Raw genomic sequence first — 21,214 nt, 5'->3', positions numbered from 1 at the left:
TCAACGAATGATGAACTGGCTGACCTGCTGATCAAGCTCGCTACGCAAGGTATCCAGCCGATCTGCCAGCGAGGCCAGCTCGACCGCCTGACCAGCGTTGGACGTGGCAACTTCACGAACGCCGTGTACGTGCTTGGCTAAGTCATCGCCAACAGCCGCCTGTTGTTGCGTCGCGGTCGCGATCAGCTCGTTGAGCTGGGAAATATGGGCAATTTCTCCGACCATACCCTGAAGCATTTGCGCGCTGGAGTCTGCCGAATCCAGGCAACGCCCCACCGATGCCCGACTGCGAACCATCGCCTGGGTAGCGGCGCCTGATGCTTCCTGCAAACGAGTAATGAAATCCTGAATCTCGGCGGTGGATTTCGAGGTGCGCTGCGACAGGTTTCGAACCTCGTCGGCGACCACGGCGAACCCACGGCCCTGCTCACCGGCCCGTGCAGCCTCGATGGCCGCATTCAGCGCCAGCAGATTGGTTTGCTCGGCCACACCGCGTATGGCATCGACGACCTGGTGTATATCCGCTGCGATCCGCGCAGTGCCTTCGACGGCTTCACCAGTCACGCCGATATCCTGGTGCAACGAAGCGACCTCCTGCTTGATCCGCTGCATCGCCTGATTACCCTTCAGTGCATGTTCGTCCGCGTTGCGTGCCGCGTGCGCCGCTTCTTCAGCATTTCGGGCCACCTCAGACGTCGCCGCGCTCAGCTCGCCGATTGCCTGCACCATATAGCTCGCCTCGTTCGCCTGCAGGTCTGCACCCTGGCGAACCTGGACCGACTTGCCGGTAACGTCCGAGCTCAGCTCGCCCAACTGGCGGAGCCCGCTCTGCACGCCGCCGACAACGCCCCCCAACTGACCTACGAAGTTGTTGAATGCATCCATCGCTGGCGACTGGATCGGCACCCGGTAGCTGAGATCGATGCCGTTGCGTCCGCCAGTGATGTTCGCGGTGGCCTCGCTGAGGGCCAGGCCTTCCTGCGCATCCTGCATGCTCTGCTGGGCCAGATAGATCAACACCGCAGCCTCGACCACAACGTAACCGGCGTGAACCCATACCAATCCCCAGGTCGCCTCTGCAGCAAGCCAGACTCCCGCTGCCTGGCTTTGCAGATAGAAGAAGGCTAGATGGTGCACCGCGATCACTCCAGCCCCGACTACGATCGGCAGCCAGTCGCGGTAATAAATGAGGAAGGCCAGCAGTACGAAAATGGAGAAATGCATCTCCACGGCGCCGTGACTCTGGTTGATGTGCAGCGCCGACATCACCATCAGCGCCACCGCGACCATGCACCGGAAGAGCCGCTGCCCGCGAATAAGCGCATGCAGACCGTGCATCACCGCCAGCGTGCCACCGCCAACCAGCAGTGCCTGCATCCAGGTCTGATGCCAGGCGGCAAGCGCAAAAGAATAAAGCAGCGTGATCCAGAGGACACCGAGCATGGTGCGGTCGGCTTTCAGGTACAACCCTTCCAGCCCGAGGGAGGAAGAACTGCCGAGGGTGTTCATTCGTATGCTGTTCCGGTTACTGGAGCTCACACAAGCAGGACACCGTGTCCTGCGAGGTGATGTTGACCGATCGGCCCGACAGCAATGTCCGTATTACTGGCTCTACAAAACTGCTTTGGCTGTTGCAGTGCATGCCGTCGCTATAAGGCCCGACATATGCCAACCGACCGGAGGCGTCCCAGATAGCGATAGACGGAGCGCCAGGCCAGTCGGCCCACTCTGAGGGTATCGGCCAATAGGGCAATTCCTTGAACGGACTGTCCATATTTTCGTTACTTGCCGAGCCGGCACGAGCGAACTTGACCCCCTCGGCGGTAAACCGCTCGGTCATCTCCGCGACATACCGCTCATGGCCGGCATTACAGGGGCAGCCGGATTGCCATACATGCACTACCTGGACCTGGCCTGCGGGAAATGGCGGCTCGACGCTGACACCGTCGAACAGTGCAGGACGGTCGAAAGCCCTCACGTAGCGGCCTTCGTACCACCAGAACGCCCAGACCAGCCCGGCGAGCCAGACCACCAGCAGAGCAGCAGTCAGCACTGCCCGCCAGATCGTGCCCTTGCCTGTAGTCATTGAAAGCCTCGCTGCTGGTGGTGGTGAACGCTGCACTGGCCGCACTGTAGAGAGCGCCATGCATCGCCGCCCAATAGAAAAACCGGATCGCCGTTCATCGGCCCGACTATCAACTGCTAACTCCGCCACATTTCCGCTGGGAACCGCGCATGCGATCGACGGTCTGCTGCTATGGTTGCCCTTCTGAGCGGAATTCCTATTTTGGATACAAGCAGTATCCGGCACATTCCCAGCCGGACAAGGAAGATATTTCCCCATGCCTGGAGAACTTGACGTTGTCACACTTGGAGTAGCCCTGTCGCTGGTTACTCTGAGCATGACGCTATTGCTGTGCGTGGCCGCCTGGCACGCCGGCAGCGAAAAAGGTCTGCGGCACTGGGCGCTAGGCAACTTCGCCATCATGCTCGGACTGGTTCTGAACGTGTATCAGGACCATATCCACCACGGACTGTCGGTGGTGTTCGCCTATACCCTGATGACCCTGGGCATCGGCGTCACCTGGCTGGGTATCCGCGCTTTCAAGGGCCAGACCCAGCCGCAGACAGGGCCTGTGATTGCAGCGCTGACCGTGATGCTGCTGATGTGGGTGTTCCGCTTCCATATTGACCATGTGCCGGCACGCATTGTGATCTCTTCGGTCATCCTTTCCGGGATGAGCCTGCTCTGTGCTCGCGAGCTGCTTATCCCCGCCGAACAACCGATGCGAACCGCTTACTGGTTCACCGGCTTCACCGCCCTGTTCTGCGCGGTCGGCCTGGCGTTTCGTGCCGCCCTGAGCTTCACATTCCTGCCCTCCTCGCCTGAGGCGAGCCTGGTACCGATGCAGAGCGTCACGCTACTCGGCGCAATGGTGGCGCAGATCGGGCTGGCCTGCGGCTTCATTCTGATGACGCATTACCGGACCACGATCGCTCTGCATCATTTGTCCGAACGCGACGCACTGACCAATACGCTGAACCGTCGCAGTCTGCAGGAGCAGGCTTCGGCAGTGCTCGAACTGGCCAACCAGCAGGCCTACCCGACCACGCTGATCATGCTCGACGCCGATCATTTCAAGCGCATCAACGATAAGTTCGGCCATCAGACCGGCGACGCCGTGCTGTGTCATCTGGTCGGCCGCGTCCGCCAGCATTTGCGTAACGACGATCTGCTGGGTCGATTTGGCGGAGAAGAATTCATTCTGCTGCTGCCCGGACTGGACACCGAAAGCGCGGTCCAGGTCGCCGAGCGCATCCGCCAGGCGCTCTGCGCCCAGCCCTGGCAGAACGACGAAATCCCCGTTGCCCTGAGCGTCAGCATGGGCGTGGCTTGCACGGACCAGCACGGTTACAGTTTCGACACGCTGGTCGGCGTTGCAGACGCCGCGCTGTATCGCGCCAAGGCGCTTGGGCGCAACCGCGTCGAACTGGCCAGCGAGCCGGACCAGGAGCTACAGGACGAGATGGCCTTACGCTTGCTGTCGCAATTCCGTCATAATCTGGACGTATAACGTCAACCAGATAGGTGCCTTTCCGGCATCCCGGGAGTTCCAGTGAGCTTTGATCCTGCAAATCGCCAGTTTCCGCTGAGCCGCCTGCGGCGGTTGCGGCGTGACGATTTTTCCCGTCGCCTGGTCCGCGAGACGCGCCTGAGCGTCGACGATCTGATCTACCCCGTATTCGTTCTCGAAGGTGAAAACCAGCGCGAAGCCGTGCCTTCCATGCCCGGTGTCGACCGGCTTTCGATCGATCTGCTGGTCGAAGAGGCCGCCGAACTGGTCGAACTGGGCATTCCGGCTGTAGCGCTGTTCCCCGTCACTCCGATCGAGCGCAAGTCGCTGGATGCTGCTGAAGCGTATAACCCCGAAGGTCTTGCCCAACGCGCCACGCGGGCGCTGAAGCAGGCGTTTCCGCAGCTAGGGGTGATCACTGACGTAGCATTGGACCCGTTCACCACGCACGGCCAGGACGGCATCATCGATGACGCCGGCTACGTGCTCAACGACATCACCGTCGAGACGCTGGTCAAGCAGACGCTGTCGCACGCCGAAGCAGGTGCCGACATCGTCGCGCCGTCGGACATGATGGATGGCCGCGTCGGCGCCATGCGTTATGCGCTGGAAGAAGCCGGTTACACCAACACCCGCATCCTGGCGTACTCGGCAAAATATGCCAGCGCCTACTATGGACCCTTCCGCGACGCGGTGGGCTCGGCGGGCAATCTGGGCAAAGGCAACAAGGCCACGTACCAGATGGATCCGGCGAATACCGATGAAGCTCTGCACGAAGTGGCGCAAGATCTCGCCGAGGGCGCCGACATGGTGATGGTCAAGCCCGGCATGCCGTATCTGGACATCGTCCATCGCGTGAAGGTGACCTTCAAGGTCCCGACCTTCGTCTACCAGGTGAGCGGCGAATACGCTATGCACCAGGCCGCCATTGCCAACGGCTGGCTGAGCGAGGCAGTAATTCTCGAATCGCTGACCGCGATCAAGCGCGCCGGCGCGGACGCCATTCTGACCTATTTTGCCAAGACCGCAGCCCGTCAGCTGCGACAGTCGAACTAACCAAGAGGAATTCATGCAGGAACTCAAGAGCGGGGGCGAGATGAGCGAAGCGAAGGACCCGGCGCAGTCACTGCCAGTGGTGCGTAGCGCACCGGCATTGACCGCACCTGCCGAGCCCGCCGCACCAGCCGCCGATATCAATGCCCCCGAGCTGTTCATCCACCGTGAGCTGTCGCAGTTGCAGTTCAACATACGCGTGTTGGAACAGGCGCTCGATGAGTCCTATCCGATTCTTGAACGGCTGAAATTCCTGCTGATCTTTTCCAGCAACCTGGACGAATTCTTCGAAATTCGCGTCGCCGGTCTGAAAAAACAGATCACCTTTGCCCGCGAACAGACCGGTCCTGACGGCCTGCAGCCGCAGCAGGTGCTGACCAAGATCAGCGAACTGGCGCATCAGCAGGTCAATCGCCAGTACGCCATCCTCAACGATGTTCTGTTGCCTCAATTGGCTGAGAAAGGCATTCGCTTTGCACGCCGGCACCAGTGGACGCACAAGCAGACCCTGTGGGTGCGCCGCTATTTCCGCCAGGAAGTCGCTCCGGTAATCAGTCCGATCGGCCTCGACCCCACCCATCCGTTCCCGCTGCTGGTGAACAAGAGCCTGAACTTCATCGTCCAGCTCGAAGGCACCGACGCCTTCGGCCGCGATTCCGGTCTGGCGATCATTCCCGCCCCGCGTTCGCTACCGCGCCTGATACGTCTCCCGGAAGAGCTGTGCGAAGCTGGCGGCGACGCGTTCGTCTTCCTCTCGTCGATGATTCACGCGCACGCCGATGAACTGTTCCCCGGCATGAAGGTCCTTGGCTGCTACCAGTTCCGTCTCACCCGTAACGCCGACCTCATCGTGGACCCCGACGAAGTGGACGATCTGGCCCGCGCCCTGCGTGGCGAGTTGCTCTCGCGTCGCTACGGCGATGCGGTGCGCCTGGAGGTAGCTGACAACTGTCCGAAACCGCTGACTGATTTCCTGCTCAAGCAGTTCGGGCTCAGCGAGGCGGAGCTCTACGAGGTCAATGGTCCGGTCAACCTGACCCGGCTGTTTTCCATCACCGCGCTCGAGAACCATCCGGAACTGCAGTTCCCGCCATTCAGCCCCGGCATACCCAAGCTTCTGTCCAGCGCCGACAACCTGTTCCAGGCGATCAGCAAGCAGGACATCCTGTTGCTGCATCCTTACGAATCGTTCAGTCCGGTGGTCGACCTGCTGCGCCAGGCCGCGCAGGATACGAATGTGCTGGCGATCAAGCAGACGCTGTATCGCACCGGTGCCAACTCTGAAATCGTCAACGCGCTGGTGGATGCTGCGCGAAACGGAAAGGAAGTCACGGTGGTGATCGAGCTGCGTGCGCGGTTTGATGAAGAATCCAACCTGCAGCTGGCGAGCCGCCTTCAACAGGCGGGTGCGGTCGTCATTTACGGCGTGGTCGGCTTCAAGACCCACGCGAAGATGATGTTGATCCTGCGCCGCGAAGACAAGGTGCTGCGCCGCTATGCTCACCTCGGCACCGGCAACTACCACGCCGGCAATGCCCGGCTATACACCGACTACAGCATCCTGACTTCCGATCTGGCGTTGACGGAAGACGTGCACAAACTGTTCAACCAATTGATCGGCATGGGCAAGACCCTGCGCATGAAGAAGCTGCTGCAGGCGCCTTTTACGCTGAAAAAGCGGTTGCTCGAGCTGATCAACCGGGAAACTCTCGCGGCACAGGCCGGCAAGCCCGCGCAGATCATCGCCAAGGTCAACGCACTGACCGACGCCAAGATCATCAAGGCGATGTACAAGGCATCGCAGGCGGGGGTGAGGATCGATCTGATCGTGCGAGGCATGTGCTGCCTGCGCCCCGGCATTCCCGGCGTGTCGCATAACATCAATGTGCGGTCCATCGTCGGCCGGTTCCTTGAGCACAGCCGGGTGTACTACTTCCTCAATGAAGGTCAGGACCAGGTCTGGCTGTCGAGTGCCGACATGATGGAGCGAAACCTGGAAAAGCGCGTTGAGACCTGCTTCCCGCTGGAAGGCAAGAAGCTGATCACGCGGGCCAAGCAAGAACTGCAGGTGTTTCTGACCGATAATACGCAGAGCTGGATTCTGCAGCCTGACGGCAGTTACGTGCGCAGCAGCCCTTCAGGCAACCAGCTTGCCCGCAGCGCGCAAAGCACGCTGCTCGACAAGCTGGGCAACTCGCCTCAACGCACGCTGAGCGTGTAACCCACCTTCTCCCAGGCCTGCATTTCCTGCTGGAAGTCGGCCTGGGTGAGCGGGTTGCTGTCCAACCAGCCCTCCGGAAAAGCCACACTGAGCGTATCGCCCGACGCTTCCACGTCGAGCGCCGGCATTTCCTGGTAGCCGCGGATGTGGTGATAAAGGATCGCCAGGCGCAACAGCATACTCAGGCGCAGCAACGGTTGCGCCTCTTCGCCGAAATCACTCAGCCGATCCTGGCTCGGCAGGTTGCGCCGATGACCGCGGATGAGCAGCGATATGGATTGCTGCTCCTGCCGCGAAAACCCCGGCAGGTCAGAATGTTCGATCAGGTAGGCGCCGTGCTTGTGATACTGGTGATGGGCAATGTCCATGCCTACCTCATGCACGCGGGCCGCCCAGCGAAGCAGGGCGGCGTACTTCGGGTCAGTCAGCCCCCAGGCTTCAGCCACCTTGTTCAGCAGCCTGACCGCCTTGGATTCGACGCGCGCAGCCTGGTCGTTATCGACATGGTAGCGCTCGATCAGCGCGCTCAAGGTGCGCTCGCGGACGTCTTCGTGCTGATGCCGGCCGAGCAGATCGTAGAGCACCCCTTCGCGTAACGCTCCCTCCGAGTGGTACATCACGTCAACGCTCAAGGCTTCGAAGACGGCTTCGAGAATAGCCAGCCCGGCAGGAAGGATGGGACGCCGATCAACCTTCAGGCCGGGCAGGTCGAGCTTGTCGATCTGCCCGAGCTTGATCACCCGTCGCTTGAGCCACTGCAGGCCGTCGCGGGTGACCTCGCCCTGCCCCATGCCGGCTGCCTGCAGGCACTGGCCTATGGTACGGATGGTACCCGAGGCGCCGACCGCCTCCAGCCAGTCGAGCCGCTGGACCGCCTGCTCGATCTGCATCAGCTCCAGGCGCGCGGCGGTATACGCCTCGGCGTAGCGTGACGGCGTGATGCGTCCATCGGAAAAATATCGCCGGCTGAAGGATACGCAACCAATCGACAGACTCTCCCGAAGAATCGACTCGAATCGCTCGCCGACGATGAATTCGGTACTGCCCCCGCCGATATCCACAACCAGGCGCTTTCCGGCGTCGTCAGCGAGCGTATGGGCGACGCCCAGATAAATCAGCCGCGCCTCTTCCCGGCCGGACACGACGTCTACCCGGTGGCCGAGGATCTGCCGCACCTGGCGGATGAACTGGCTGCGATTGCGCGCTTCGCGCAACGCGTTGGTTCCTACGATGCGTACTGCGCCTTCGGGCAACCCGTTGATAAGCTGCGCAAAACGACGCAGGCAGTCCAGGCCGCGCTGCATCGCCTCTTCGGTCAGGTTGCCATCGTCATCGAGCCCGGCCGCCAGCTGGACCTTCTCCCCGAGTCGCTCGAGGATTTTGATTTCACCGTGATCGACACGCGCCAAAACCATATGGAAGCTGTTCGAGCCCAGATCGATTGCCGCTACCAGCGGAAAGTCCGGCTGTTCTGTCTGCACCATGCGCTCCCGTGAATAACCTGACCGGATTCTAGCACCGCCGGAGGCACTTTTCCGTGCTAACGCGGCAGCCCGATGTCGCCTTTCGCAGATCCGCAGGGTGGTGCTATGATGACTTCCATTCTGCCCCCTATATCCTTGGAGAGACTCATGAGTGATTTGATCGTGCATGTCACCGACGGCAGCTTCGAAAGCGAAGTACTCAAGTCCGATGGCCCGGTGCTGGTGGATTACTGGGCTGAATGGTGCGGCCCGTGCAAGATGATCGCGCCGGTATTGGACGAAATTGCCAAGGACTACAACGGCAAGCTGAAGATCTGCAAACTGAACATCGACGAGAATGCTGATACGCCGCCCAAGTATGGCGTACGCGGCATCCCCACGCTGATGCTGTTCAAGGACGGCAATGTCGAGGCGACCAAGGTTGGCGCGCTGTCCAAATCGCAACTGACAGCCTTCCTCGACAGCAATATCTGAGGCTTGGTTCCGCCCCCTCTATTTTTTCTGCAGGGGGCGAATTTTCTGGGCTTTTCCGCTAGACGCCTGTCCAGAGCAGTGCTAGATTTGCTTTCCAATTCCCTGTCACACCCCGTGGCACTGGCTTCCCTACTTCAGCCAAACCCATCGCCCCATTCCCAATGGCGGCCTGTTACTAACCGTCCTGCCGAAAGACGCCTGAACCATCAAATCTATGAACCTGACCGAACTCAAGCAAAAACCCATTACCGAACTGTTAGAAATCGCCGATCAGATGGGCCTCGAGAATATGGGCCGATCACGCAAGCAGGATGTGATTTTCGCCATCCTCAAGAAACATGCGAAAGGCGGTGAAGACATCCACGGCGATGGCGTCCTGGAAATTCTTCAAGATGGTTTCGGTTTTCTCCGCTCGGCTGACTCTTCCTATCTTGCCGGCCCCGACGATATCTACGTTTCTCCCAGCCAGATTCGCCGTTTCAATCTGCGCACGGGCGATACCATTTCCGGCAAGATCCGGCCGCCGAAGGATGGCGAGCGCTACTTCGCGCTCCTGAAGGTCGACTCGATCAACTTCGACAAGCCGGAAAACACCAAGAACAAGATTCTCTTCGAGAACCTGACGCCGCTGTTCCCTGACGATCGACTGGTGATGGAAGCCGGCAACGGCGCCACCGAAGACCTGATGGCGCGGATCATCGATCTGTGCGCGCCGATCGGCAAAGGTCAGCGCGGTCTGCTGGTCGCACCGCCGAAGGCTGGCAAGACGCTGATGCTGCAGAACATCGCCTCGAACATCGCGCGTAACAACCCCGAGTGTCATCTGATCGTTCTGCTGATCGACGAGCGCCCCGAGGAAGTGACCGAAATGCAACGCACGGTGCGCGGCGAAGTGGTTGCTTCGACCTTCGACGAACCGCCGAGCCGTCACGTGCAGGTGGCCGAAATGGTCATCGAGAAGGCCAAGCGCCTTGTCGAGCACAAGAAGGACGTGATCATTCTGCTCGATTCCATCACCCGTCTGGCACGTGCTTACAACACAGTTATCCCGAGCTCCGGCAAGGTCCTCACCGGTGGTGTTGACGCGCATGCGCTGGAAAAGCCCAAGCGTTTCTTTGGTGCAGCAAGGAACATCGAGGAAGGCGGCAGCCTGACCATCATCGCCACCGCGCTGGTCGACACCGGCTCGAAGATGGACGAGGTGATCTACGAGGAATTCAAGGGCACCGGCAACATGGAGATCCATCTGGATCGCAAGATCGCCGAGAAGCGCACCTTCCCTGCAATCAACATCAACCGCTCCGGTACCCGCCGCGAAGAATTGCTGACCAGCGAAGACGAGCTGCAGCGCATGTGGATTCTGCGCAAGATCCTCCATTCCATGGACGAGATCGCCGCCATCGAATTCCTGCTCGACCGTCTGAAGGACACCAAGACCAACGACGAATTCTTCCAGTCGATGAAGCGCAGCAAGAACTAAACCGCGGCTGCACGCTATCAGCTTCAAGCGGCAAGCCAGCCGCGCAGATCGGTAGCACTTTGCTCTGTTTCTGCCGCCTGGCTGATGGCTCACTGTGCAGCAGGTCAAACTTCCAAGCGGCTCGCTGGCTCCGTTCAGCTTGCCGCTTGCCGCTTGAGGCTTGAAGCTCAGATGCAATATTCCGATCTACGCGATTTCATCCGGGCCCTTGAACAGAAGGGCGAGTTGAAGCGCATCCAGACACCGGTTTCGCCGATTCTGGAAATGACCGAGATCTGCGATCGCACCCTGCGCAAGAGCGGCCCCGCTCTGCTGTTCGAGAATCCTACAGGCTTCGACATGCCAGTACTTGGCAACCTGTTCGGCACACCCGAACGGGTCGCGCTGGGCATGGGGGCTGATGAGGTCAGCGAACTTCGCGAGATTGGCAAGCTGCTGGCTTTTCTGAAGGAACCTGATCCGCCGAAGGGCCTGAAGGACGCCTGGTCCAAGCTCCCTATCTTCAAGAAGGTCATTTCCATGGCTCCCAAGGTGGTGCGTGACGCCCCCTGCCAGGCCACGGTATTCGAAGGCGATGACGTCGATCTGGGCCGTATCCCGGTGCAGACGTGCTGGCCTGGAGACGCTGGCCCGCTGATCACCTGGGGCCTGGTCGTCACCAAGGGCCCGAACAAGGATCGGCAGAATCTGGGTATTTATCGCCAGCAGGTGATTGGCCGTAACAAGGTGATCATGCGCTGGCTCAGCCATCGTGGCGGCGCACTGGATTTCAAGGAATGGTGCGACAAGCATCCAGGCCAGCCCTTTCCAGTGGCCGTGGCGCTGGGCGCCGATCCAGCGACCATTCTTGGCGCGGTGACTCCAGTCCCGGACTCGCTGTCCGAATATGCGTTTGCCGGCCTTCTGCGCGGTCAGCGCACCGAATTGGTGAAATGCCGCGGTTCGGATCTGCAGGTCCCGGCTAGCGCGGAAATCGTCCTGGAGGGCGTCATCCACCCTGGCGACATGGCGGACGAAGGTCCGTTCGGCGATCACACCGGCTACTACAACGAGGTGGACCGCTTCCCGGTTTTCACCATCGAGCGCATTACCCAGCGCGAAAAGCCGATCTATCATAGTACCTACACCGGCCGCCCACCGGATGAGCCAGCAATTCTCGGCGTGGCGTTGAACGAAGTATTCGTACCCATCCTGCAAAAACAGTTTCCCGAGATCACCGACTTCTACCTGCCGCCCGAGGGATGCTCGTACCGCATGGCGGTCGTCTCGATGAAAAAGCAGTACCCTGGCCACGCCAAGCGTGTGATGCTCGGTGTCTGGTCCTTCCTGCGCCAGTTCATGTACACCAAGTTCGTTATCGTCACCGATGACGATGTCAACGTGCGGGACTGGAACGACGTGATCTGGGCGATTACCACGCGCATGGATCCCAAGCGCGACACTGTGATGATCGACAATACGCCGATTGATTACCTCGACTTCGCCTCGCCAGTGTCCGGCCTGGGCAGCAAGATGGGACTTGACGCGACCAACAAGTGGCCGGGAGAGACGACCCGCGAATGGGGCGTGGCGATCAAGCAGGACACAGCGGTAACAGAGCGCATAGACGCCATCTGGAACGAGTTGGGAATCGAATGACCAAGGTCAAGCTACAACCGTCCGGACACGAGATCGACCTGCTTCCGGGCGAAACCATTCTCGCCGCGGCGCAACGCCTTGGGTTCGACGTGCCGCAGAGCTGCCGCAACGGCAATTGCCATATCTGTGCGGCCAACCTGATCAGTGGCACTGCACGACAGAGGGATGCCATCGTTGATCAAGGTGAGCTATACACCTGCATCTCCAGACCTTTGGATGACTGCGAATTGAACTGGGAAAACGTACTGGGCCCGAACGAGCTTCCGCTGCGCAGCCTTGCCTGTCAGGTCGTCGACTGTACCGATATCGGCGCAGGTGTATGGCGAGTCCTGTTACGCACACCTGCAGGCAAGCCTCTGCGCCACCACGCCGGCCAATATCTGCTGCTCGAGCGCGACGATGGCGAGTCCTCAGCGTTCTCCATCGCCTCAGCGCCGAACGACAACAGGGAACTCGAGCTGCAGATTCTCGCGCGCGAGCAGTCCACTATCGCGCTGGTGGAGCATCTGCGCCGCAATCGAATTGCGCGTATCAAGGTGCCGCTGGGCGATTGCCACGTTGGCCAGCTGCCGGACAAGCCGCTGATTCTCATCGCGGCCGGGACCGGCCTGGCACAGATGCAGAGCATTATCGAAGATTGTCTGGCTCGCGGTTTCGACCGAGCGATCCACCTGTACTGGGGCGTACGCGAGGCGACGGACTTTTACCAGGCGCCGTTCTGGAACAGCTGGGCCAACCAGCCCAACCTTTACCTGCATCAGGTGGTAAGTGATGACGCGGCCTGGCCTGGCCGTCAGGGTCTGTTGCCGCAGGCAGTCAGCGCCGATCTGACCAGCCTCGGTGAATATGAGGTATTCGTGAGCGGCTCCCCGCCGATGGTGTATGCGACGCTGGATACCCTGGTCGCCGCCGGCATGCCTGAGCAAAGGATGCGTGCCGACGTTTTTTCGTATGCACCCCGAGAAGCGCTAGGCGAATGACCCGCCAGGCCAGGCAAGCCCCCGAGGGGCTTGCCTGGCTTCAGCGCTTGTCAGGCATCGGCAACGCAGGCAGGTCGTGCACCATCAGGGCGAAGCCCTGGCGCAACATGGCTTCGCTAGCCTGATGCTCGTCCATATGCTCGAGCAACCGAACCAGTTCGGCACACGTCTGAATATCCCGCTTGCTGGCGAAGCTCGCCTCGAAGTATTCGCGAGCTTTCCCCCACAGACTATTGCGCAGGCTCAACCTGCCCAGCGCCAGCAGCAACGTGGCGTCATGCGGATGCTCGCCCAGCCACTGCTCGGCGGTGCTCAGCTGCTTGGCGGGGTCCTTGCCCTGCACCAGCCCGTAGTGATGCACCAGACGGTCATTGAAGTGCTGCTTGAGCTCAGCGCGCAAGGTCTGCTCGGCAAGCTCCTGCGCACCCATACCGCGCAGCTGCAGGCAATAAGCCTCGACCAGAGTCGGATCATGACGCATTGCCTTTGGCACCTGGTTCCAGACACCGTTGATGGGGTCAGGCTGCGGCGGGTCGAATTGCAGCGCGCGCTGACCAGCCTGAGCGAGCAGCGCGAGATATACCTGATGCTCGAGCACCTGCTGCTCTGCTTCGCCCAGTACCTTGTGCTTGCGCAGCTCAGGCAGCATCTGCTGCAGGCGCGGCCAGTCCTCCAGCCGCACGTATAACTGACTCATCAGCTTCAGTGCATAAAGATGCTTGGGATGATCCTTGCGCAGCCGGGTCAGGGTGGCGAGTGCCTGCTCATGCTGGCCGCGGGCGATCTGCAACTGAGCCTGCGTCACCGCAATGGCAACGTCCGCCTTGGGCGTCGTGTCGTGAGCTTCACGCAACAGGCTGTCGGACTCGCCGTAATCTTCCAGCTCATGCGCCGCGCGCGCCGCAGCGAGATAGTTGATCAAGGGCTGCTCGGCGTGCGGCGCCGATCGCTTCAGCAAGCGCAGCGCCTGACTCCAGTGCCCTTCGGCGAACTCCAGCAGCCCACGTGTGGCCGCCGAACTGGCGCGGCGACCACGGTTGTGCCGGGACCATGGGTTAACCTTCCGCCCCGAAACGCGAAGCAGGCGAATCAGCCCACGAACAAGCATGAACAACAGCCACAGGCCGATGAGAACGGCGAGACCAACCCAGATACTGGTCTCGACCGACATGTTGCGCCAGGCGATCAGCAGATATCCGGGGTCCTCTGCTATGGCCATCCCCAATAGAGCGGAGGCCAGCAGAACGATGAGGATAGCGATATAGCTTTTATTCATTCGCCGTCTCCTGGTCCTGCTGGTCGCCGCCGGAAGACTGGCCTCTGTTCTGCATATACTCGTTCAGCGCACGCTGAACCGGTGCGAGATCCGGCGGCGTCACGCTTACCTGACGCTCGGCGAGCGTGGAAAATTGCTGGCGCATCGCCTGTACCTGCTGGTTGTCTCCTTCGAATAATTGCTCGAGGATCTCGTTGGCTCGCTCGAGGCTGCTACGGTAGACCTCGCCTTCCCCACGCAGCGCAGCCCACTGCGCCTGTTCGATGGTCAGCTGGAGAGTGCGATGAATTCGCTGCATCTCGGCTTCATCCATCAGCGGGGTAATGACCTTGCCGCGCTTGAAATCAACCCGGATGTAACGCTCGAGACGCGACAACACGCGGTCGGCCCATGTGCTATCCGCTGCGGGCTCTTCCTCGGCGGCAGCCGAGCCGGGCTCGAACTCGGGGACAGGCAGTGCAACCAGGCGGTCGACCTTGTCGTGCAAAGCGGCCAGACGCAGGTAGATACCGGCGCGGTCGACATCTGGCAGGGCGCTGAGCTCCGACTGAACGCGCGCCAGAGCTTCCCGCACAGCGAATACTCCGCTATCGGGCTGGTCGCGCATGATCTGATCGACGGCTTCGAGCATTTCACTGGCCGAGCGAACATCCTGAGCGGCCATCAGTCTCAGCGACGCGAGCCGCAGCAGATACTCGGCCTCGGCAAGCTTCCAGTCGGTGCGGGTATCACCCTGCTCTTCCAAGCGGTTGCGCAGCTGCTGCTGGCTGCGCTGCAAATCATCAACCAGCCGGCGGGTTTCTTCCAGCTGCTCGGCGCGAGGCACGTCTTCCAGACGCTGCGCCTGGGTTTCGCTGGCCTGGCGCTGATCCTGTTCTAGTTGCTCTAGCCGCTCCTGCAGCGCCGCATCACGCCCGTCTTCAGCCGCCTGGCTTTGATACCACTGCCATAGGCTCAGCCCTCCGGCCGCGAGGGCGATGAGCAGCGCCAGCGAGGCAAGCCCCCGGCCGCCGGACGAAGACGACTTGGCTGGGCGGCCAGGCGGCTTGCTTCCGCCGGAGCCAGTACCAGTACCAGTACCAGTACCAGTACCAGTACCAGTTCCGGTTCCGGTTCCGGTTCCGGTTCCGGTTCCGGTTTTCGATGCGGACGCGTTTTTTGCATCAGGTGCAGTGGCCCGGCTGCTACCACTACCCGCATCCTTTGTCGCCGCGGCTGAATCCGGCTTTTTACCCGCGCTGGCAGCAGCTGAACCGGAGTCAGAAGAAGAACTCGCTCCCGCCACCTTGGCGGCGCTGGAATCAGCGTCGCTTCGGGATTGCTCGGAGCCGCCCAGCTCTGCAACCGGATCGGTACCAGCCTTGGCGGTCGCCTGATCGCTGGCGGTGTCGATAGGACCCTTCGGCTTGTTCTTGTCAGTCGGTTCCACGCTGTTCCCCTTGTTGCGTCAACGGATGCGCGGCGATGGCAGCCAGAACTGCCGCGTCATCCGCTCCATCACAAACCACAATGTCAGTGCAGCCCAGCTCTGCGGCGCGCTTGGCAACCCGCTGGCTGGGTACCAGGCACCGCCAGTGTCGCTGGGCGGTCCATTGCTGCGCAGCAGCGTCGTGCCAGTGTTCGAGCGCCTGGCCACTGCTGATGAGAATACCTTGTACGCCTTGCCCGGATGCTGCCAACAATTGGTCACCCAACCCGGCCGGCTGTGTACGCCTGTACAATTCAAGATAGTCGACCTGGCCGCCGGCGCCCCGCACCGTCTCGGCAATGTGCTCGCGCCCACCTACCCCTCGCCAGATCAACACCTTCAGATTGGGTACTGCAAGCAGCTGTTGCCAGATCGGCAGACGCAGCAGCGCTTCACTATCCTGGCCGTCGTCGGGTCTGCACACAGGCAGTCCGTATTCGGACAACACCGAAGCCGTCGTTGCACCCACCGCCAACCATTCAATGTCTGATGGAGCCTGAGGCCAGTACCGATCGAGCCGCTCGAGCCCTTGCCGCGCCGCGACAGGGCTGACTACCACCACCGCCTGATAGCGATCGAGATCGAGCATCTGCTGGCGCTGTGCGAAAGTCTCTTCGCATGGTTCGATGCAGATGAGCGGTATGTTCAACGTGTCAACGCCCGCTGCCGCCAACCTGGTCGCCAGCCGCCGGTTATCCTCGGCCGAACGCGTCAGCAGCAGCCGACGACCACTCACCGGGCACCGCCCTCCTCCTGATAGACCGCATCGAGGATGTCCTGTGCGCCTTGTGAGAGCAGATCCTCGGCCACCGCGATGCCCAGCTTCTCCGGATCGTCCTCCGGCCCACGCGCCTCGGCGGTGATCAGTCGGCTGCCGTCAGGCTGGCCTACCAGCCCACGCAACCAGATCTGCCCGGCTTCACGTTCGGCATAGCAGGCAATCGGCACCTGGCATCCGCCATTTAGACGGTGGTTCAACGCGCGCTCGGCGCGGACCCGCAAGCCGCTATCCACATCGTTCAGCGGAGCGAGCAACTCGTGCAATTCGGTATCGTCGGTCCGGCATTCGATACCGACCGCGCCCTGGCCGCCCGCAGGGAGACTTTCTTCCGGAGCCATGGCATAACCGATGCGCTCCTGGAAGCCGAGGCGCATGAGCCCGGCGGCAGCAAGAATGATCGCGTCATATTCACCGGCATCGAGCTTCGCCAGGCGGGTATTCACGTTGCCACGCAAGAAGTGCACGGTCAGATCCGGCCGACGGGCCATCAGCTGGGCCTGCCTGCGAAGGCTGGATGTCCCGACGATGCTGCCGGCTGGCATGCTGGCAACGGTTTCGTAGCGATTGGAGACGAACGCATCGCGCGGATCCTCGCGCTCGCAGATGACATACAGCCCCAGACCATCGGGGAAATTCATCGGCACGTCTTTCATCGAGTGCACCGCGAGGTCAGCCTCGTCGTTCATCATCGCTGTTTCGAGCTCTTTGACGAACAGACCCTTGCCGCCGATCTTGGCCAATGGCGAGTCGAGCAGCTTGTCGCCGCGGCTGACCATCGGGACCAGACTTACCGTGATGTGCGGGTGGAGTTCTTCCAGGCGCGCCTTGACGTACTCGGCCTGCCACAGGGCCAGCGAGCTCTTGCGGGTGGCAATACGCAGATGTCGACTCATGGGATTCTCTTTCAGGACCAGCCCGCATGATACGTCATGCCCTGACAGGCATCCACGCGGGCGGCTGTCGCAGCGTGGATCACAACTGATCCATCAGCTTGCGTACCCCAGGCACATGGCGCCGGCTGACCGTTAGCGTTTCCTCCGGCAAGCCTTTCAGATGCAGGTGGAAATGCCCCATGGCACTGCGCTGCAGACGCTCTATGCGATTGCGGGCAACCAGGGCGTTGCGGTGGATCCGGACGAAGTAGTCGCCAAACTCGTCCTCCAGCGCCTTGAGCGGCTCGTCCAGCAGGACCTCGCCCTCGCAGTGTCGCAGCGTGACGTACTTGTGGTCTGCTATGAAATAGAGCACTTCCTCAATCGGCACCAGTTCGACACCACGCCGAGTCCGGGCACTGATATGGCTGCGCGCCTGATTGGACTCGCTGGTCACGCCAGCCTTGCCCAGGTTGGCCAGCTGCATGCGGTTGAGCCGCTGCGCCTTGGCCAGGGCCTCGGCAAGATCCTCACTGCGAACCGGCTTGAGCAGGTAGCCGACGGCGGCCACGGAAAAGGCTTCGAGCGCATACTCGCCGTGGGCTGTACAGAACACCACCGCCGGCGCCTCGCTCATCTCGCTCAGCTTGGCGGCGGCCTGCAGGCCATCCATGCCCGGCATACGAATATCCAGCAGGACAATGTCGGGATGTTGCTCGGCTACGATATCGAGTACTTCCTGGCCGTTGCTGGCCGTCTCCGGTAATGCTGTGTAGCCCGGGAGCGCGGAGACCAGTCTGGTCAGGCGTTCGCGAGCGAGTGGTTCATCATCGGCGATCAGTACTTTCATGCCTTAATGACTTCCTGCGGTTATGGACGTTTGCTACAAGGATAGACCAGCTTGCTGAAGTAGCGCGGGCCGTCTCGCCATGCCTCGACACTTGCCTGCGGCCCGAACAAGGCGGCCAGACGCGCCCGGATGTTCTGCAAGGCCATGCGCGCCCCCTGATGGCTATCTACCACGTCTGGACAACTGTTGGAGACTTCCAGTTCAACCACGCCGCTTCGATAGACGCCGTGAATGAGGATGTCACCACCACTCAGGCTGGGCTGCAGCCCGTGCAGAATGGCGTTCTCGAGCAGCGGCTGCAGCGTCAGCAGCGGCATCGGCGTGGTTGCCGGTAGCGCGTCCGTATCCCATTCCACACGCAAACGGTCACCAAGGCGATACTGCTCGATACGCAGGTAACCCTCACACAAACGACGTTCTTCCGCCCAGGTCGCCACGCCTTCGGCTTCCCCCAGATTGGCGCGAAACAGGTCGGCCAGATCGAGCACTGCGTTTTCCGCCTTGTCCGGCGCCGACTCGATCAGACTGACGATGCTGTTGAGGCTGTTGAACAGAAAATGCGGGCGGATACGCGATTGCAGCGACTGCAACCGCGCCTTGAGCTCGGCCTGGGTCTGCCGCTGCCACTGTTGCTGAAGGTAGAAGTAGCGCAGCAGAAGGCTGGTCATGATCGCGGCGATCAGGCCATGGCGAAGCAGCAGTTCGCCGTCCAGCTGCGGCACACCGAGCATGCCCTGGTGTAACACCCACTCACCGAGCACCGTGAACAGCAGCACCAGCGAAATCACCACCGCGTAACAGGCGGCAATCGCCAGACCCAGCGGCCGGCGCTGCATCCATGGACGCAGGCGGCACAGCAGAGCCGCCGAGAGCAGCACGATCCACTGCACGAAGAGCGACGCCATCGCCAGCTGCAGCCAGTCAAACCCGCCCGCGACCGGCTGGGCCAGCACCCAGAGCAGTACCACCAGTTCGGCAAGCACCACGAGGGTGAATACCGCGACCGATGAGCAAAGGTCCGGCAGAAAGAAATCTTCCCCGGGGTAAGGTTTTTTCAGCAGTGTCCAGAGTCCGTTCTTCATTGGCGCAGTGTCGATCAGCGCGCGGTCGTCGCGCAAGCGGGAAATGGTATGCTATGCGGCTTCCAGCGAGTCGTGCGGCGCCGCCTGGTGGAAATGCTTTGCGGTTTTCCACCGCAACATCAACACGCCGGCTATTCGCCCACCCAGCACAAACGGATCCACCGACATGAGCCAAGACAAGACTACCAATCAATCCTGGGGCGGACGGTTCAGTGAACCGGTCGATGCCTTCGTCGCCCGCTTCACCGCCTCGGTGGATTTCGACAAGCGCCTGTACAAGCACGACATTCAGGGCTCGATCGCTCACGCCACCATGCTAGCCAAGGTCGGTGTGCTCAGCGACGCCGAGCGCGAGCAGATCATCGATGGCCTGAAACAGATCCAGGCCGAGATCGAAGCCGGCGAATTCGATTGGCGCGTGGACCTCGAAGACGTGCACATGAACATCGAGGCGCGACTGACCGATCGCATCGGCATCACTGGCAAGAAGCTGCATACCGGCCGCTCGCGCAACGACCAGGTCGCCACTGACATCCGTCTATGGCTCCGTGAAGAAATCGACATCATCCTCGGCGAGCTCAAGCGTCTGCAAAGCGGCCTGCTGGAGCAGGCGGACAAGCACGCCGAAGTGATCATGCCCGGCTTCACGCATCTGCAGACCGCGCAACCGGTCACCTTCGGCCACCACCTGCTGGCCTGGTTCGAGATGCTCGCGCGTGACGCCGAGCGCCTGGCCGACTGCCGCAAGCGCGTCAACCGCATGCCGCTGGGCAGCGCCGCGCTGGCCGGTACCACCTACCCTATCGATCGCAGCGTGACCTGTGAATTGCTGGGCTTCGAAGCCGTATCCGGCAACTCGCTGGACGGCGTGTCGGATCGCGACTTCGCCATCGAATTTTGCGCTGCCGCCGCGCTGGCGATGATGCACCTGTCGCGCTTTTCCGAAGAGCTGGTGCTCTGGACCAGCTCGCAGTTCAACTTCATCGACCTGCCGGACCGGTTCTGCACCGGCTCGTCGATCATGCCGCAGAAAAAGAACCCGGATGTACCTGAGCTGGTACGCGGCAAGAGCGGCCGCGTATACGGCCACCTGATGGGGCTGCTGACGCTGATGAAGAGCCAGCCGCTGGCCTACAACAAGGACAATCAGGAAGACAAGGAGCCACTGTTCGATGCCGTGGACACACTGCGTGACAGCTTGCGCGCTTTTGCTGACATGATTCCTGCCATCCAGCCCAAGGTCGAGGTGATGCGCGAAGCAGCTCGTCGCGGGTTCTCCACGGCCACCGACCTGGCCGACTATCTGGTACGCAAGGGACTGCCGTTCCGCGACTGCCACGAGATTGTTGGCCATGCGGTGAAACACGGCGTGGACAGCGGCAAGGACCTGGCGGACATGAGCCTGGACGAGCTGCGCCAGTTCAGCGACCAGATCGAGCAGGACGTGTTCGAAGTGCTGACCCTGGAAGGTTCAGTGAATGCGCGAGACCATATCGGCGGTACGGCGCCGGCTCAGGTGCGTGCAGCGGTAGCGCGTGGCAGGGAATTGCTGGGCGGCTGAGTGGGTCCAACGGGATATCCCCCAGCGGAGCCGCTTCAGATGAGCGAAGACCGACCACGTTATCGCGTCAGCGCCGACCGGCAATCAGCCAGCCGGCGCGTACGCTACGTCGAAACCATTCAGCCGGAATACGGGCAATGCACCGTCTGTGAGCTGGACGAACTCGCCGACCTGCAAGCGATCCGCGAAAGCCAGCGTTCCCAGGAGCCGAGCAGCTCGACACCGCAGAACGCGGAACCCACCTCGGAACCGTGACGCGTCCGGAAACTGCGCTCGCGCCCAGTACGGGCACGCATCGCCACTATCCAGATCGCTCTCCCTGCACTACCCGAAATGCTCCCCCCCTGTAGGAGCGGGCAGGACCGCGAAGCAGGATGCACCGAGCCGCGCGTACTCTCAGCGCCGTTCCAGCGCTCCTG

At 61.3% G+C, this 21,214-nt stretch carries 18 protein-coding genes; 9 read left to right on the top strand and 9 right to left on the bottom strand.

Annotation, left to right across the window (positions count from 1 at the left end):
* Window positions 1-1,509, bottom strand: coding sequence for a methyl-accepting chemotaxis protein (locus BLT85_RS15765; RefSeq protein ID WP_093396758.1), 1,509 nt, complete (start codon window positions 1,507-1,509; stop codon window positions 1-3).
* A gap of 16 nt (window positions 1,510-1,525) precedes the next feature.
* On the bottom strand, window positions 1,526-2,086 hold the full coding sequence (locus tag BLT85_RS15760; RefSeq protein WP_093396755.1) for a DUF6436 domain-containing protein: 561 nt from the start codon (window positions 2,084-2,086) through the stop codon (window positions 1,526-1,528).
* 256 nt (window positions 2,087-2,342) lie between these two features.
* Between BLT85_RS15760 and BLT85_RS15755 the strand changes: the two genes are divergently transcribed.
* Genes BLT85_RS15755 through ppk1 form a run of 3 tightly spaced genes read left to right on the top strand, consistent with a single transcriptional unit; the run spans window position 2,343 to window position 6,849 of the window.
* A complete protein-coding gene (locus BLT85_RS15755; RefSeq protein WP_093396752.1) occupies window positions 2,343-3,575 on the top strand; it encodes a GGDEF domain-containing protein in 1,233 nt (410 codons plus the stop codon).
* 42 nt (window positions 3,576-3,617) lie between these two features.
* Window positions 3,618-4,631: a porphobilinogen synthase gene (gene hemB / locus BLT85_RS15750; RefSeq protein WP_093396749.1), complete on the top strand. Its 1,014-nt coding sequence runs from the start codon at window positions 3,618-3,620 to the stop codon at window positions 4,629-4,631.
* 40 nt (window positions 4,632-4,671) lie between these two features.
* The gene (gene ppk1 / locus BLT85_RS15745) at window positions 4,672-6,849 is read left to right on the top strand and encodes a polyphosphate kinase 1 (RefSeq protein ID WP_407920180.1); all 2,178 of its coding nucleotides are present in this window, start codon (window positions 4,672-4,674) and stop codon (window positions 6,847-6,849) included.
* Here the strand turns inward: ppk1 and ppx are convergent.
* On the bottom strand, window positions 6,828-8,333 hold the full coding sequence (gene ppx / locus BLT85_RS15740; protein WP_093396743.1) for an exopolyphosphatase: 1,506 nt from the start codon (window positions 8,331-8,333) through the stop codon (window positions 6,828-6,830). The two genes, ppk1 and ppx, sit on opposite strands and share 22 nt — an antisense overlap.
* Window positions 8,334-8,480: 147 nt before the next feature.
* Between ppx and trxA the strand changes: the two genes are divergently transcribed.
* The 4 genes from trxA (at window position 8,481) to BLT85_RS15720 (ending at window position 12,905) form a co-directional block, all read left to right on the top strand.
* Window positions 8,481-8,807 carry a thioredoxin TrxA gene (gene trxA / locus BLT85_RS15735; RefSeq protein WP_093396741.1) on the top strand — a complete coding sequence of 109 codons (327 nt, stop codon included), beginning with the start codon at window positions 8,481-8,483 and terminating at the stop codon, window positions 8,805-8,807.
* Between the two features lie 214 nt (window positions 8,808-9,021).
* Window positions 9,022-10,287, top strand: a complete 1,266-nt coding sequence (gene rho, locus BLT85_RS15730) for a transcription termination factor Rho (protein ID WP_093396738.1) — start codon at window positions 9,022-9,024, stop codon at window positions 10,285-10,287.
* A gap of 171 nt (window positions 10,288-10,458) precedes the next feature.
* Window positions 10,459-11,925 carry a 4-hydroxy-3-polyprenylbenzoate decarboxylase gene (ubiD, locus tag BLT85_RS15725; RefSeq protein ID WP_093396735.1) on the top strand — a complete coding sequence of 489 codons (1,467 nt, stop codon included), beginning with the start codon at window positions 10,459-10,461 and terminating at the stop codon, window positions 11,923-11,925.
* The gene (locus tag BLT85_RS15720) at window positions 11,922-12,905 is read left to right on the top strand and encodes a 2Fe-2S iron-sulfur cluster-binding protein (protein WP_093396732.1); all 984 of its coding nucleotides are present in this window, start codon (window positions 11,922-11,924) and stop codon (window positions 12,903-12,905) included. Before ubiD ends, BLT85_RS15720 begins: the two co-directional genes overlap by 4 nt.
* Window positions 12,906-12,945: 40 nt before the next feature.
* On the opposite strand, the gene BLT85_RS15715 is transcribed toward BLT85_RS15720, so the two are convergent.
* The 6 genes from BLT85_RS15715 to BLT85_RS15690 form a co-directional block, all read right to left on the bottom strand.
* Complete coding sequence (locus BLT85_RS15715) at window positions 12,946-14,181, bottom strand: heme biosynthesis HemY N-terminal domain-containing protein (RefSeq protein WP_093396729.1); 1,236 nt, start codon at window positions 14,179-14,181, stop codon at window positions 12,946-12,948.
* Complete coding sequence (locus BLT85_RS15710) at window positions 14,174-15,610, bottom strand: uroporphyrinogen-III C-methyltransferase (protein WP_093396726.1); 1,437 nt, start codon at window positions 15,608-15,610, stop codon at window positions 14,174-14,176. Before BLT85_RS15710 ends, BLT85_RS15715 begins: the two co-directional genes overlap by 8 nt.
* Entirely contained in the window at window positions 15,597-16,385 is a 789-nt protein-coding gene (locus BLT85_RS15705) for a uroporphyrinogen-III synthase (protein WP_093396723.1), read from the bottom strand. The genes BLT85_RS15710 and BLT85_RS15705 overlap by 14 nt, the downstream gene beginning before the upstream one ends.
* On the bottom strand, window positions 16,382-17,323 hold the full coding sequence (gene hemC / locus BLT85_RS15700) for a hydroxymethylbilane synthase (RefSeq protein WP_093396720.1): 942 nt from the start codon (window positions 17,321-17,323) through the stop codon (window positions 16,382-16,384). Before hemC ends, BLT85_RS15705 begins: the two co-directional genes overlap by 4 nt.
* A gap of 79 nt (window positions 17,324-17,402) precedes the next feature.
* On the bottom strand, window positions 17,403-18,152 hold the full coding sequence (locus BLT85_RS15695; protein WP_093396717.1) for a LytR/AlgR family response regulator transcription factor: 750 nt from the start codon (window positions 18,150-18,152) through the stop codon (window positions 17,403-17,405).
* Between the two features lie 20 nt (window positions 18,153-18,172).
* Window positions 18,173-19,234, bottom strand: coding sequence for a sensor histidine kinase (locus tag BLT85_RS15690; RefSeq protein ID WP_093397845.1), 1,062 nt, complete (start codon window positions 19,232-19,234; stop codon window positions 18,173-18,175).
* Between the two features lie 166 nt (window positions 19,235-19,400).
* On the opposite strand from BLT85_RS15690, the gene argH reads away from it, so the two are divergent.
* Together argH and BLT85_RS15680 are read left to right on the top strand one after the other, a co-directional pair.
* Window positions 19,401-20,795: an argininosuccinate lyase gene (gene argH, locus BLT85_RS15685; RefSeq protein WP_093396714.1), complete on the top strand. Its 1,395-nt coding sequence runs from the start codon at window positions 19,401-19,403 to the stop codon at window positions 20,793-20,795.
* A 39-nt stretch (window positions 20,796-20,834) separates the two neighbouring features.
* Window positions 20,835-21,050 (top strand): hypothetical protein, encoded by a 216-nt coding sequence (locus tag BLT85_RS15680; protein ID WP_093396711.1) that lies wholly within the window; start codon window positions 20,835-20,837, stop codon window positions 21,048-21,050.
* The last annotated feature ends 164 nt before the right edge of the window (window positions 21,051-21,214 follow it).

The sequence above is a fragment of the Halopseudomonas xinjiangensis genome, from assembly GCF_900104945.1.
Taxonomy (GTDB): domain Bacteria; phylum Pseudomonadota; class Gammaproteobacteria; order Pseudomonadales; family Pseudomonadaceae; genus Halopseudomonas; species Halopseudomonas xinjiangensis.
The sequence above is the reverse complement of the archived record's forward strand: the minus strand, read 5'-3'. Positions and strand labels throughout refer to the sequence as shown.